Here is a 13,553-nt window from a genome sequence, read left to right as displayed (position 1 = left end):
GGGACCATGCACTCAAAAAGTTTATCTGTTACTAAAACAACCTTCCCAGGATTGATTTACGATTTCTGCTGAAAACGCCTGGCCCAACGTTAAGCATCCGGCAATCCGGGCAGCACCTTCTCGACGGTGATCGGAAACGAGCGGATACGCGATCCGGTCGCGTTGTAAACAGCGTTTGCCAAAGCCGCACCGGCTCCGCAGATGCCGAGCTCTCCGATGCCCTTGGATCCGAAGACGTTGGATTTGTCGTCATATTCGTCGAGGAAGACGGCGTCGATGTCTTGAATGTCCGCTTGGACCGGCACGTGGTAGTTGGCGAGATCGCTGTAGAGGAAGTTGCCGTAACGCGGATCGAGCCCGCCTTCTTCCATCAAGGCCGCACCGACGCCCCAGATCATGCCGCCGATAATCTGGGAGCGTGCGGTTTTCGGGTTGAGGATCCGCCCTGCGGCAAAAACGCCGAGCATCCTGCGCAACCGGATTTCGCCAGTATCCGCATCAACGGAAACCTCGGCGAAATGCGCGCCGTAGGTATGCTGGGAAAAGTCTTTAAGCGCCTGCCCACGTTCGACCTTGCCTTCCGCCGACAGACCCTTCGGTGCGACCACGGTGAGGATTTCGGTCAGAGCAGCACTCCGATCGCCGATCGTGACGCGGCTCCCCGAAAAGAGGGCGTTTTCGGCATTCGCACCGAAGAGAGGCGAATTGGACATCGCGCGTGCGGCAGTGGTGATTTGTTCCTTGAGAAGACGGCATGCATCATGAAGCGCCGCCCCCGTGCTGCCTGATCCCCACGAGCCGCCGGAACCGGAGGTTTTCGGAAATCGGGTATCACCGAGCGCGACCCCGACGCGGTCGATGGGAAGGCCCATGCTGTCGGCGGCGATCTGCGCGAGGATCGTGTAGGTGCCGGTACCGATATCCGTCATGTCGAGTTCGACGGTCAGGCGCCCGTCGGCATGGATCATGACGCGGCAGGCGCCCGGCCCGATCAGGTTCGGGCGGATGGCGGCCGACATGCCGATGCCGATTAGCTTGCGGCCTTCCATCACGCTTGCCGGTTTGGCGACGCGCCTGTTCCAGCCGAAACGTTGAGCACCTTCCCGCATGCACTGCACCAGACCCCGGGTCGAAAAGGGGACGTCGCGTTCGGGGTCGCGCTCCGGTTCGTTGCGGATCCTGAATTCGATCGGGTCGATACCGAGTTGCTCTGCCAATTCGTCGATGGCGCATTCGCCCGCCAACAGTCCGGGTGCTTCACCCGGTGCGCGCATCCATTCCCCGCGATTGATATCAAGCGGAGCTAGACGGTGGCGTGTCGCCCGATTGGGAGCCTCATACATGCTCCGGTAGGCGGTGGCCGCCTGTTCGGCGAATTCTTCGAAACGCGACGTTGTGCATAGTGAATCATGGCTGAAGGAGATGAGCCGTCCGCCGGTGTCGGCAGCGATGCGGAAGCGCTGTTCGAACATCGGCCGGTGACCGGCATTGGCAAACATCTGCTGGCGCGTCAGCGCCACCTTCACCGGGCGGTTCAGCATCCGGGCGGCGAGCACGGCCGAGATAATTTCGGCATGCGCGATCAGCTTAGAACCGAAGCCGCCGCCGATGAACGGCGAGATGACGCGAACGTTTTCGGGCGGAATCTGCAGCGTGTTGGAAACGCCATCCTTGATCTGCGCCGGGGTTTGCGCGGAGGTGTAGATCGTCACTTGATCGCCGTCCCAGATTGCATGCGCGGCATGCGGCTCCATCGGCGCATGGTGCTCGAAGGCGTTCGTGTAGGTCTGATCGAATTTGACAGGTGCCGCGGCAAATGCGCCGTCGGGATCGCCGAGCACGCTGTCGGTGGCAAGACCGGCATTGGCCATCGCCGGCGCGTAGATGGCCTCGCGCGCGTCGTCGAGGCTGAAAGTTCCGCCCGCTTCGCGATATTCGATCTCGATCTGCTCTGTCGCCGCCCGGGCGATCTCAAAGCTTTCTGCAACGACGAGCGCTACCGGCTCATCGAAATAGCGGACCTCCGGTTGGAAGACGACCGGCCGGGGACGCTGAACGCCCGGCCGGACGGTCGGCTCACCGAACGGCGCCTGGGCAGGCGCGTTGCGGTGGGTCATGACGAGATGCACGCCGGGCGTGGCCTCGGCTGCCGCAACGGAAAGCCTGGCGATCCGGCCCTTGCCGATACTGGCACCGAGAAGCACGCCGTAAAGTGGCTCGCCGTGCGGCTGCTCGTAGGCATAGGTCGCGCGGCCGCTCACCTTGAGAGGACCATCGATCCGGTTCATCGGTTGTCCGATGAACGACCTATTTTGCGATTGGCTTGTCTGTGTCATGAATGGTCCTCAAGCTTGACCGACTGAAGCCGCCAGGGTCTGGCGCAGCGTTCGCCTGGCCAGTTCGATCTTGAAATCATTGTGTCCGTAGCCCTGTGCGCCCTGAAGCAGGACACCTGCTGCGGAATCGTAAGTTTCCTTCGTAAGCGGCTGGCCGCCCATGGTTTTTTCCGCCTCTTCTGTCCGCCAGGGTTTTGGTGCAACGCCGCCCAGTGCGATGCGTCCGGAGGCAATCCGATTGTCCTGGGTGGCCACAATGGCCGCGACAGAAACCAAAGCGAAGGCATAGGACGCACGGTCGCGCACTTTCCGGTAGAGCTGACGGCCCGCAGGCGGCGGCGGAAGCATCACGGCGGTGATCATTTCGCCGTGCTCAAGGTTGTTCTCAACATCAGGGGTCTGGCCGGGGAGGCGATGAAGATCGCCGACAGGCAAGGTCCGCCGCTCCGTTCGGTTGCCGGCGATTTCGATGCTGGCTCCGAGCGCTGTCAGGGCAACGGCCATGTCGGAGGGATGCGTGGCGATGCAGGACTGGCTGGCGCCCAGTATGGCATGGTTGCGGTTCAGGCCTTCAAGCGCAGCGCAGCCTGCCCCGGGGGACCTTTTATTGCAGGACATCCGCGTGTCATAGAAATAGGGGCAGCGGGTGCGCTGGAGAAGATTGCCGCCGGTCGTCGCTTTGTTGCGGATCTGGCCGGAGGCACCCGTAAGCAATGCCTGGGCAAGCAGTGGATAGCGCTCCCGCACGCGCCGGTTGGCGGCAACATCGCTGTTTAACGCCTGCGCACCGATCTTCAGACCGCCGTCCGGCGTCTGCGTAATATCCTTCAGGTCCAGACGGCTGATATCGACGATATGAGCGGGCCGCTCGACGCCGAGTTTCATAAGATCCAGCAGGTTGGTTCCACCGCTGATGAACCTGGCGTCGGGATCGCCAGCCACCGACGCGCAGGCGGCGGCGACGTCAGCCGCGCGTTCGTAGGTAAAGGCTCGCATCTCAAGCCTCCACTGCCACGTCGCGAATGGCCGCGACGATGTTGGGGTAGGCGGCGCAGCGACAGATATTGCCGCTCATGCGTTCGCGGATCTCGGCTTCAGTGAGTGCAATATCGCGCTGTGCGACATCGGCGCTGACGTGGCTCGGCCAGCCCTGCTTTGCCTCCTCGATCATGCCGAGCGCCGAGCAGATCTGGCCGGGCGTGCAATAGCCGCATTGGTAGCCGTCGCGCGCCACGAAAGCCATCTGCAGAGGATGCAGCTTGCCCGGTTCGCCGACCCCCTCGATCGTTCGAACCTCGTCGCCTTCATGCATGACGGCAAGCGTCAGGCATGCGTTAACGCGGCGGCCGTTGAGAAGAATCGTACAGGCGCCGCATTGGCCATGGTCGCAGCCTTTCTTGGTCCCGGTCAGGCCGAGCTCTTCCCGCAGCATGTCGAGAAGGCTCATGCGCGGATCGACAGTCAGTTCAACGGGATTGGCGTTGACCGACAGCCTGAGCGGTATGGGTTCAAACGCCTGCGATGCCTCCTGCGCATGAAGCTGGTTCACTCCAGGTGGAAAGGCAGTGGCAACGGCAGCCGCACCGCTCGCCAGAAGCAGATCCCGGCGGGTCGTCTCCAAAACAGCAGGGTGATCTGCTGGGCACTTCGGCGTCATCCAAAACTCCTTCGATCAAGTGCGACGAAAGCGAAGTTGGGATGCGGATCGTCCTCTTTCTTGCAGGTTTCCGGGCGATTATCACGAATCCGACAGAAATTGACGGCGATAGCGGGATGGGGTGATTCCCCGCATCCGGCGGAAGGTATTGGTCATATGGCTCTGGCTCGAGAAGCCAAGCTCCGCCGAAAGGGAGCCGAGATCGACGTCCTTTTCGCGCAGCCGGTCTGTCAGGCATCTCACGCGCATTTCCAGGATCCAGGCATAGGGTGTGTAACCGGTTGTCGCCTTGAACCGCCGGGCGAAGGTATCAACCGGAATGCCAGTCACTAGGGACAGGTCGGACAAGGAGATGTTCCGGCCGATATGGGAGCGGATATAATCATCGACGGCGGAAAGCACCCGCCGTGAAAGCCTCCCGGCATCGGGACGGCTTTGTCGGTCGAGATGCGACAGCCGGTGCATCATCATCCGCGCGGCCTGTTCGACATAGGCTAAATCAGGTATTTCGCCGCTCAGCGTTTCATCGCGCAAGGCCACCATGATCGCAGCGATCACCGGATCGTGACCATTGATGGTCAGCCTGTCGGGCGGTAGAGGCAGGTACCATTCTTTCAAGAGATCGGGCTTCAGCCACAGAGCGGAATAATTGAGATCGGCTGACTTATAGCTGCATCGGCGATCGACGCCTGCTGGAACGAAGGATAGGGCGCCGGGCTTGTCCCGGCCTTCGAACGCAAGCTGTCCTGCACCACGCACCTGCGTGACCCTCGTCGACCCGTAATTCGTAAGAATAAACAGATGGTAGTCCGCAGCCCATTCGAGTTCGGTTTCCTCGCTCCGCCAATCGGCGGTCTCGAAGACGAAACTACTGTCGTGCCAGCGTAATGCCTCGCGGGTGCTGATATGCTCGCGCCGGCTCCTCACGCTTCCGCTGCCTATCAGGGGGTCGATTGGCAACTCGATACCTCCGGTTTGGAGCATCCGAGGCTAACCACCCGATAGGACCGAATTTTGACAGTCGCGAGGTCAAGTGCGAGGCCGAAGCCGGCGCTCAGTTTGGAGGCCATGACACTTGCATCGTGGCAGGATTATCGCCGCATTCGAGTGCCCTGTTCGCATCGCCTTCCATGGTGATCGTCGGCACCGCAATCGTCCGGAATTCCTAAGAAACAGCCACCTCGGTTGGGGCGGGCTGTAGCACATACCCAAGCGATTTGGCCCGACGTCGGACATTGCTGAGAACCCGTTGACGATAGCGCTCCTCATAGGAGGAGGCACCCGGATCGGCATAGTCGATGTGGTGACGCAGGGCGTTGTATAAGAGGACGGCGATCTTGCGCGCCGTCGCGGTGACGGCTTTGGCCTTGCCGATACGGGACGCCAAGCGGCGATAAAAGGCTCCAAGCGCCGTCGGAGTGCGCCCCACCGCGGTTGCGGCCAGCCGCAGCAGCGCCGCCACCCGACAGCCGGAGCGGCGCGTGCGCGACGACAGCACCTTGCCCCCGGAGATCTTGTTGTGCGGAGCCAGGCTCAACCAGGAGGTGAAGTGCTTGGCGCTCGGCCAGGCGGAGAGGTCGGTGCCGCACTCGCTGACCACCTTTAGCGCCAAGTACGGCCCGACACCGTGGATTTGCGTCAGGTCGATGCCGAGGATCGCATGCAGTGCCTCGCGCACCGGGAACCCCGGCTCATTGGCCTTTGGTCGCTTGTAGCGGGATTGCGGCAGCGCCGCCAACGGCGTCAACGGGCGTCCTTCATGCGCTCCAGAACCACTGCGATCCGCTCATCGCACACGGCCACCTTGGCCTGGTAGACCTCGTACAGCTCCAGCGCCTGCGCCAAGGCGAAGATATGCTCCTCCCGGTCGTTGCCGACCAGCGCCGCCCGAATGACCTCGGCCGAAGCTTTGCAATGCGGATCACGGAGGGTGGCCAACTTGTCCGGGTCGCGCTCGCCTGCCACCAAGGCCCCGATAATGCGCAGTCCGGTGGCGCCCGTCACGTCAGCAACGACGTGATGGAGTTGGAGGTTCATCTCGGTCAACGCTTTTTGCATGTGCTGGATGTGGACGGCCGCCGCATCGAGCAACCGCTCGCGCTGGCGCAGATAGCTCCGCAGCGTCGCGATCTCGCCGGCGGGCCGGAAGCTGGCCCGCAGCAATCCGTATTCGTGCAGGCGCTGAAGCCATTCGGCATCGGAGACATCGCTCTTGCGGCCCGGAACCTGCTTGGCCTCGCGGGCATTGACCAGGATCACTTCAAACCCGCGCTGCTCGAGAATTTCGAAGATCGGAATCCAGTACACTCCGGTCGACTCCATCGCCACCGTCTCGATCCCACACTGCGCGAACCAGTCGGCGAGGCGATGCAGGTCGGCCGTGAAGGTTCCGAACGTGCGCACCGGCTCCGGATCGCATTGGGGCGAGACCGCCGCTACGTGTATGGTGGCGCCGATGTCAATGGCGGCTGCATGGGCATGGACCGGGGCGAGCTTTTGCCTCCGGCGGGGTTGGCATTTGCGCGTCATGGTATGCTCCTCCTTTACGAAGCTGGAGGGCGGGGCTGCGCAACACATCAATTTCCTAATCGGGATCGCCGCGTGACGTCACCACTTTCAAGTCCGCAAGAGCCCATGGGCCACGTTAGGTAACGGGGTAGAGCCACCAAATACCGGACGGCCACTCCCTCCGCCGCCGATCATAGCGCTCCGCTGTTTCTCCTGCCACAGGCGGACTGCCGTTCCTCACCCGTTGGGTAGCAACTGCCACCAATCGGTTACCCGCACTGGGGCTTGATCCTCGGTATCGCAGCGATCCGCTGCCGCTTAAATGTTTAGCTCGCGCTCCATCACGGCACAGCTTTCGAGAATTTCGTCAAAAGACGGCGCACCTTCGCGAACGATCTGGCTCACCTGCATCATTCTGTAGTCGTCGCGAAGCTCTTTGAGAGCTGAACCGTCGGGAATGATCCTAATATTGCCCTCCACGGCCGCCTTATAATTAATAAAGGCCCCGCCCTTGTCCTTTTCGGCGAAGAAGAACGATTTATGTACCGCAACCTTCTTTGCGATCTCCTTGTCGTTTCGAACAACCTCCCAGTGGGGAGACTTGAAGATGTAGTGGAGGTCGTGCCAATGGCGCGAGAACCTGTCCTTCTTTAGGTTCTCCTGCAAACTGTAGACGTGCGCTGCTGTTGCCTTCTCCCAGAACGTCCGCTCGACCCTCATGGTCCGCACAGTGGCGGTCGGAAAGGCCACTTTGGGAATTGTGTGCTGAGCATAACACTCGATATTCTTCGAAATTGTTGGCTCGCCGGTAGAGCGAGCGCCAAATTCCAGAAGCACCGATGAACGGACGTAGCTGTGGCCCGAGAAATGGCTTTCGAAATCCACATTGAGAGTCTCCTCGGTCGTCTGCACAAGCTTGGCGCGAAGCCCGTCCTTCGCTATAGCTTCTTCAAGGACAGGCGACAGGTCATTGCGAATCCACTCCGGGAGCTTCTCGCGCACCGCCTTTGTCAGCTTGCTCTGCTGACTCCTGCTCGGCGGAATCCCATCCTCGTCGAAATTCATCCCCGGAAGGAAGCGCCGGATGTCATAGGTTAAATCCACATCTTCCGAAAATCTGTCAATCAAACCGTATGCCTTTGACAGCGACGTGCCGCCCTTGAATGACAGCGCCTCACCGAAGTTCGACCTGAAAACGGCGTTGAGAACCCATACGACCATCACGTCCTTCTCCAGGATGTGCGGAGCCTGATTGAGTTCATTCGAGGCGAAACTGAGCGCCCGTTCCTGGGCATTCCAGTCCAATTCAAGAAAATTAGTTGGCAAGTTCCGCCTCGTTGATTGCATTTACCATCCAGGCAGGAACGCTTGGCTTCATCTTGGAAACCTGCTCCCACTCCCTGGTGGTCAGCTTGCTGCGTACCGCTTTTGCGAAGGACGCTGCGCGCTGCGGGCCCATGTGTGCAATCGCCCTGATAGCTTCACCTGCCTTAGAGTTCGGCATTGCCGTCTGCCAGGAAGGGGCATGTTTCAGGAAGACCTTCCTGCGTCCGAGCATCAGAGTCCTTGCCTTTCCGGTTGTGAGGAAAAGCTCTTCCACAGGTACTTGTGTGGTCAGGCCTAGATTATTGGCCGCCCTCGCTCCGCTGGGGACGATCCTCTCGCCAGTGATTTTCCCGTACGAGCTGACGACTTTTTCGGCAGACGGCGGGTAAGTGCCGAACTCGCTTTCCTGAGGGGCTACATACATTCCTCGCGCTACACGGATAATCTTCCCGGCTGCCGCAAGCCGACTGAATGTCTTGTCAACAGCAGTTCGAGACCCGAAGGAAAGGAACTCCTTCGGGGTCACAATCTTGCCTGCAGGTGCCCGGCGAAGCCGTTGGCTGATAATGCTCTTCACTTCTTCCATGGATGTTCTCCTGTCCGAATCAATATGCATGTTTCGGACACAAGTCAAGGATAACCAACTGATAAAGCAACATTAATCTCTATCTCTCAAAATGTCTATGATCAAATGGGGAGCCGAGCAAGTTGTGTTTAGATGCCGAAATACCTGGTGCCACCTGCTCATTCTCCATACCGCTTTCCACGGAAAGTTCCTCCCGTGTCGGCCAGAGGTCTCGGGAGCGATCCTAAAGTATCGGCGATATCATCGTTCGATATCTTCGCGATGCCATTTGCCCACACTTGCTCACGGCATTCGATTGGCGAGTGCGAACAGATTAACGCACAACGCGAGGAGCCGACCGTGCCCCAGATCGACAACCCATATTATACTGCAAAGACCCACACGACAGGAGGCCGGGACGGCGCGTCACGTAGTTCCGACGGCCGCCTTGACATCAAGCTTTCGACACCTAGCCGGCCCGGTGGTGGTACCAATCCGGAGCAGTTGCTCGCCGCTGGCTGGTCAGCGTGCTTCGAGGCGCAATGGCGCTCGCCGCCCGCAAGCTCAAAACAACAATGCCCCCGAACGTCGACGCGGAGGTGGACCTTTGTTAGGTCGCTGGTTCCTACTTCTTGCAGGCTCGCCTGAATATCAGCTTGCCGGGACTGGAGCCCGATGTCACGCGGGCTTGGTCGATGCGGCACATCAGGACATGTCCGTATTCGAAAGTTACCCGCGGCAACATCGATGTGATCACCACGTCGTCTGATTGAGGAAGAAGGCGACTATCGGCAATGTCCTTTCGTCGCCTGACAGGTGGCCACCTATGGATGTCGGCTTCGTCTTCGGGCCGACTGCAACGAACCCTTCGGCGGCTTCGCGCTAAAAGCAGATAGTATCGCGCCGCTCCCGTGGGCGCCGCCGACCTGGCAAAAATGAAGCAGCCCTTTCAGGTCTCCACTGAAGGCTGACCCTTTGGACACCGCGCAAGATCGACACAAGAAAAAGCATATGCCTCGGATGCCTATCGGAGCGTACCCGAAATGGGTACAGTGGCTCCACGCGTTTTCAGGCGGGCCGCTTCCATGAGAGTCGTTGACACGGCAGAAGTCATGTTTCTGGTCGACAACGCGACCGACAGTCTCTCGTCGAATCCTGGTTTCGTCGAGACCGAGTTCGCCCGCCATCGCCGTCGTGGGATGCGATGGCTGTCCGGGAAATGCCTGTGCTGCGCCGCGCATGGGCTTTCCTGCTTGATCGCCGCCCGGACCGGATCCGCCAGCCGCACGCTCCTGTTCGACACCGGGCCCGAGGAATGGGTGTTTGAGCGCAACGTGGTCAGGCTCGGCGTCGATCTCGGGGAAGTTGGCGCGGTGATGCTGTCGCATGGTCACTGGGATCATGGGGGAGCAATGCCGCGCGCCCTCCAGATGATCACGATGGGCAATGGTGGGCAGCCCGTCCCGACCTACATGCATCCCGATATGTTCGCTTTGCGCGCGACCAAATCCAGCGATGGGCAATTTCGACCGATGGAGCTGGTGCCAAGCGTGGATGTCCTGTCCGGAAACGGCGCCGATGTCATCGTTACCCGAGACGAGCAGCTACTTTTTGACGAGACGTTCTATGTGAGCGGCGAAATCCCTCGCGTGACCCGGTTCGAACGCGGTTTTCCCGGCCAATATCGCCAAACCGCGGCAGGCAGTTGGGAGCCGGACGAGGTAATGCCGGACGAGCGTTTCGTGGCGATCAACGTGGCCGGCAAGGGGCAAGTCGTCTTCACCGCCTGCTCGCACGCCGGCCTGATCAACGTTCTGACGCACGCCCAGGCACGGTTTCCGAATATCCCGCTCTATGGCGTGTTTGGCGGCTTCCACCTCTCTGGTGTCACCGAGCCAATAATCCCGGAGACGGTCGAAGCGCTGGCGCAGTTTGACCTGCAATTGATATCACCCGGGCACTGCACGGGTTGGCGCGCCGTGAGCGCACTTGCGGCTGCCTATGGCGATAGGATCGTTCCATGCGCGGTCGGCAAGACGTTCATGCTTTGACGATTCCTATGGCGCAGAGCTAGTAGCCCAACGCCATCCCATCCTTGCGGGGGCGGATCCTCCGATCAGGACGCCGCGCTCCCACCGCCGATGGCCCGCAGATGCGGTGCCGGGGTATCAGCGTTTCGCCCCGTCTCGGTCGCTTAGCGCCTCGACGTTGCATCCTAAATGCGAACACTCGAGCAACAACGCCAAGCAGCACCTTCGCGCCCGGAAGCTATCACCGAGACGCCCCGTGATTAATGTCTTGCCGTTCTCACATTAGCTTCCCATGACCGCAGTTGTCGCTTTCGGCGGCGTGAACAAGCTTTCCAAATCGGGTTGGAAATGGGCGTTAAGAACTATTTGATCGAAGGCGTTTCTGGGACGGGCAAGACCTCAGTCGCCACCGAGCTGCAGCGGCGCGGCCACCACCTTATCCATGGCGACCGCGAGTTGGCTTATAAAGGCGATCCAGAAACGGGTGAACCGCTGGACGGCTCTGCGCACGAGTACATTCTGGATGTGCCCTTTGGGCACAAGCACCACCTTTGGAACGTCGACAAAGTCAAATCGCTGGTCGCCGATCGAAGCCACCCGATCACCTTCTTCTGCGGCGGCTCCAGGAATTTCCATTGCTTTATTGATCTGTTTGACGGCGTTTTCGTTCTCAACGTCGATCTGGACACGCTGAACAGCCGGCTTTCCAGCAGAGGGTTTGGCGGAAAGCCAGGCGAACGAGAAGCCATTGTGCGGCTGCACACAACGCAAGAGGACACTCCGAAGAACGCGATGAGCATCGACGCCACTGCGCCGCTCGCCAGCGTTGTCAATGATATTCTCTCAAAATGCTAAGAGGGCCGCCAAGTGGCCCACTAAGGCGTCTACTCGAATAGACACCCTCGCCGAGCTCACGATCTCATCTGTAGAGAAAAACGAAGTTTGCGGATGTGGCGATGCTTGCGCTATCCGTCGATGCTATTTCGTATATATGCTCGTCCGCCTGGCGAAGGCGGTGGGGAGGTGAGGATATGAACCTTAGGCATCAGATTGTGGCGCTGGCCATCATCCCGTTGATCCTGGCCATCCTGATTGTCACGGCGTTCATCACGTGGCAATCGGCGACCCTCGTGCGCAGCAGTATCGACACCTTCGAGCGAAACATGCTGAAGGCCAAGGAGACGGAACTCCTCAACCTCACAAATCTTGCGCTCTCTGCGATCCACGACATCTACACTGCTGCCGGTCCGGATGACGAAGTGGCTAAGGAGAAGGTTCGCGCGATCCTGACTGCTCTCGACTATGGCCAGGATGGCTATTTCTTCGTCTATGATTACGATGGCAACAATATCGTGCATCCGCGCCAGGCGTTTCGCCCGGGCCATAATTGGCTCGACCTGACGGATCCCGATGGCGACAAGGTGATCGCCAACCTGATCCAGAAGGCCAAGGAGGGCGGGGGACTCCACCAATACAAGTGGCAGAAGCCGTCTTCCGGCGAGGTGGCCGACAAACTCTCCTTCGCCGTCGGTCTCGACAAATGGAAATGGATGCTCGGCACGGGCGTCTATCTCGATGACGTCTTTGCGCAGACCGCCGCTGCAAATGCCGATTTCCGCGCCAATATCCGCAAAACGTTTCTGATCATCGCGCTGATCGCCGTGCCGGCGGTTCTCACCGTCTTTGCCACCGGCATGCTGCTGACCTTGAGAGAACGGCGGCTCGCCGACAGCAAGCTCAAACAGCTTGCGCAGCGCATCATTGACACGCAGGAAGAGGAAAGGGCGCGCCTTGCCCGCGAACTGCATGATGGGATTTCGCAAAACCTGATCGGCGTGCGCTACGCAATCGATCTGGCGAGCCGCAAGGTCAAGAGCCAGTCCGAGGATGCGGCTCGTGCAATCGATCGGGGTGCGGAGGCGCTGAACGGCGCGATCAAGGAAGTGCGGCGCCTATCGCATGACCTGCGTCCGCGGGCGCTTGATGATCTTGGCCTGACCCCGGCGCTCAAGGCGCTTTGCGACAACTTCTCGGAGCGCACTGCCATCGACACGCGTCTTGAGGCGCTGACCTTCAAGAACATGCTGAAGCCCGAGGCGAGCACGGCGCTTTATCGTGTTGCGCAGGAAGCGTTGAACAATGTGGAGCGGCATTCTGGAGCAACGCGTGTCGCTATTAAGATTTGGAGCGTTGGCGGCCGTGTCCGCATGACGATCTCTGACAACGGCAACGGCTTCGATGAAAACATCGCAGAGGGAAAGAAAGCATTCGGCGGTGGGCTCGGGCTGCGCAACATGCAGGAGCGCCTGGCCCATTTCGGCGGCTTGCTGCTGATCAAGACAACGTCGGCTGGCACGATCCTGACAGCGATGCTTCCAAGGTCGGCCACGGTGAACCGCGCGCAACGCAAGGAAGCAGCATGAGCGGCAGGAAAAGTATCAAGGTTCTTTTGATCGATAATCACCCCTTGGTTCTCGACGGGCTAGGGGCTGTGCTGGAAACCTATGAACACATCGAAATTGTCGGCACCGCCGGATTGGCACGCACCGGACTTGAGATTGCGCAGAGGGAAAGGCCTGCCGTCGTGTTGATGGATATCAACATGCCGCAGCTGAGCGGCATCGATGCGATAGAGCTCTTCAAGGAACAATTGCCTGAGACGCGGATCCTTATGCTGTCGATGCACGACAGTCGCGAGTACATTTCCACGTCGGTATTGCACGGGGCCTCCGGCTACATTCTCAAGGATGTCTCAACCGACGAGATCATCGCGGCGATCGAAGCCGTGGCAGATGGCAAGACCTACTTCTCTTCGGGTGTCTCGGATGTTCTGCTCGAGCGAAAGGAGGCGCCGGATGCGCCTCCTCTGACGACGCGCGAGCATGATGTTTTATTGTTGCTGGCGGCAGGAAAAAGCAATCGCGATATTGCCCAGACACTGGGCATTTCGGCTGCAACAGTCGAAACGCATCGCAAGAACATAAAGAAGAAGCTCGGCATCGCGACGACGGCCGGATTGACCCGCTATGCGATCGAGAACGGATTAACCTGGGCCGACAGTTAAGTGGCCTACCCAGTACTGGGTAGGCCCGCGTATTTTGCCCATTTTCAGTCTTGTTCCAAAAAACTGC

General features: G+C 59.8%; 10 protein-coding genes and 2 pseudogenes. 5 read left to right on the top strand and 7 right to left on the bottom strand.

All coding sequences use genetic code 11. From position 1 onward, the window contains the following. Nucleotides 1–89: 89 nt before the first annotated feature. From N2599_RS28730 to N2599_RS28700, 7 genes and pseudogenes are all read right to left on the bottom strand, one after another. Nucleotides 90–2,288 carry a xanthine dehydrogenase family protein molybdopterin-binding subunit gene (locus N2599_RS28730; protein ID WP_375714138.1) on the bottom strand — a complete coding sequence of 733 codons (2,199 nt, stop codon included), beginning with the start codon at nucleotides 2,286–2,288 and terminating at the stop codon, nucleotides 90–92. Between the two features lie 57 nt (nucleotides 2,289–2,345). Continuing rightward, complete coding sequence (locus N2599_RS28725; RefSeq protein WP_027510449.1) at nucleotides 2,346–3,332, bottom strand: FAD binding domain-containing protein; 987 nt, start codon at nucleotides 3,330–3,332, stop codon at nucleotides 2,346–2,348. A gap of 1 nt (nucleotide 3,333) precedes the next feature. Next, complete coding sequence (locus N2599_RS28720) at nucleotides 3,334–3,993, bottom strand: 2Fe-2S iron-sulfur cluster-binding protein (RefSeq protein WP_051336583.1); 660 nt, start codon at nucleotides 3,991–3,993, stop codon at nucleotides 3,334–3,336. Nucleotides 3,994–4,074: 81 nt separating this feature from the next. Further along, nucleotides 4,075–4,953 (bottom strand): helix-turn-helix domain-containing protein, encoded by an 879-nt coding sequence (locus N2599_RS28715; RefSeq protein ID WP_037142082.1) that lies wholly within the window; start codon nucleotides 4,951–4,953, stop codon nucleotides 4,075–4,077. 205 nt (nucleotides 4,954–5,158) lie between these two features. Then, nucleotides 5,159–6,522, bottom strand: a pseudogene (locus tag N2599_RS28710) (IS110 family RNA-guided transposase). A 297-nt stretch (nucleotides 6,523–6,819) separates the two neighbouring features. Further along, the gene (locus tag N2599_RS28705; RefSeq protein ID WP_245209252.1) at nucleotides 6,820–7,722 is read right to left on the bottom strand and encodes a nucleotidyl transferase AbiEii/AbiGii toxin family protein; all 903 of its coding nucleotides are present in this window, start codon (nucleotides 7,720–7,722) and stop codon (nucleotides 6,820–6,822) included. Nucleotides 7,723–7,816: 94 nt separating this feature from the next. Then, nucleotides 7,817–8,413, bottom strand: a complete 597-nt coding sequence (locus N2599_RS28700) for a DUF6088 family protein (RefSeq protein WP_027510445.1) — start codon at nucleotides 8,411–8,413, stop codon at nucleotides 7,817–7,819. A 339-nt stretch (nucleotides 8,414–8,752) separates the two neighbouring features. Here N2599_RS28700 and N2599_RS28695 point away from each other — a divergent pair. The 5 genes and pseudogenes from N2599_RS28695 (at nucleotide 8,753) to mctR (ending at nucleotide 13,486) form a co-directional block, all read left to right on the top strand. Continuing rightward, nucleotides 8,753–9,165, top strand: a pseudogene (locus N2599_RS28695) (Ohr family peroxiredoxin). 312 nt (nucleotides 9,166–9,477) lie between these two features. Next, nucleotides 9,478–10,443 carry an MBL fold metallo-hydrolase gene (locus N2599_RS28690; protein ID WP_027510444.1) on the top strand — a complete coding sequence of 322 codons (966 nt, stop codon included), beginning with the start codon at nucleotides 9,478–9,480 and terminating at the stop codon, nucleotides 10,441–10,443. A 327-nt stretch (nucleotides 10,444–10,770) separates the two neighbouring features. Then, nucleotides 10,771–11,277: an ATP-binding protein gene (locus tag N2599_RS28685; RefSeq protein WP_027510443.1), complete on the top strand. Its 507-nt coding sequence runs from the start codon at nucleotides 10,771–10,773 to the stop codon at nucleotides 11,275–11,277. Nucleotides 11,278–11,453: 176 nt separating this feature from the next. Beyond that, complete coding sequence (gene mctS / locus N2599_RS28680; RefSeq protein ID WP_027510442.1) at nucleotides 11,454–12,845, top strand: two-component system sensor histidine kinase MctS; 1,392 nt, start codon at nucleotides 11,454–11,456, stop codon at nucleotides 12,843–12,845. Then, nucleotides 12,842–13,486, top strand: coding sequence for a two-component system response regulator MctR (gene mctR, locus N2599_RS28675; protein WP_027510441.1), 645 nt, complete (start codon nucleotides 12,842–12,844; stop codon nucleotides 13,484–13,486). The genes mctS and mctR overlap by 4 nt, the downstream gene beginning before the upstream one ends. Nucleotides 13,487–13,553: the final 67 nt, after the last annotated feature.

The sequence above is a fragment of the Rhizobium sullae genome (genome assembly GCF_025200715.1).
Lineage (GTDB): Bacteria > Pseudomonadota > Alphaproteobacteria > Rhizobiales > Rhizobiaceae > Rhizobium > Rhizobium sullae.
This window is presented reverse-complemented; position numbering and strand designations above follow the sequence as displayed.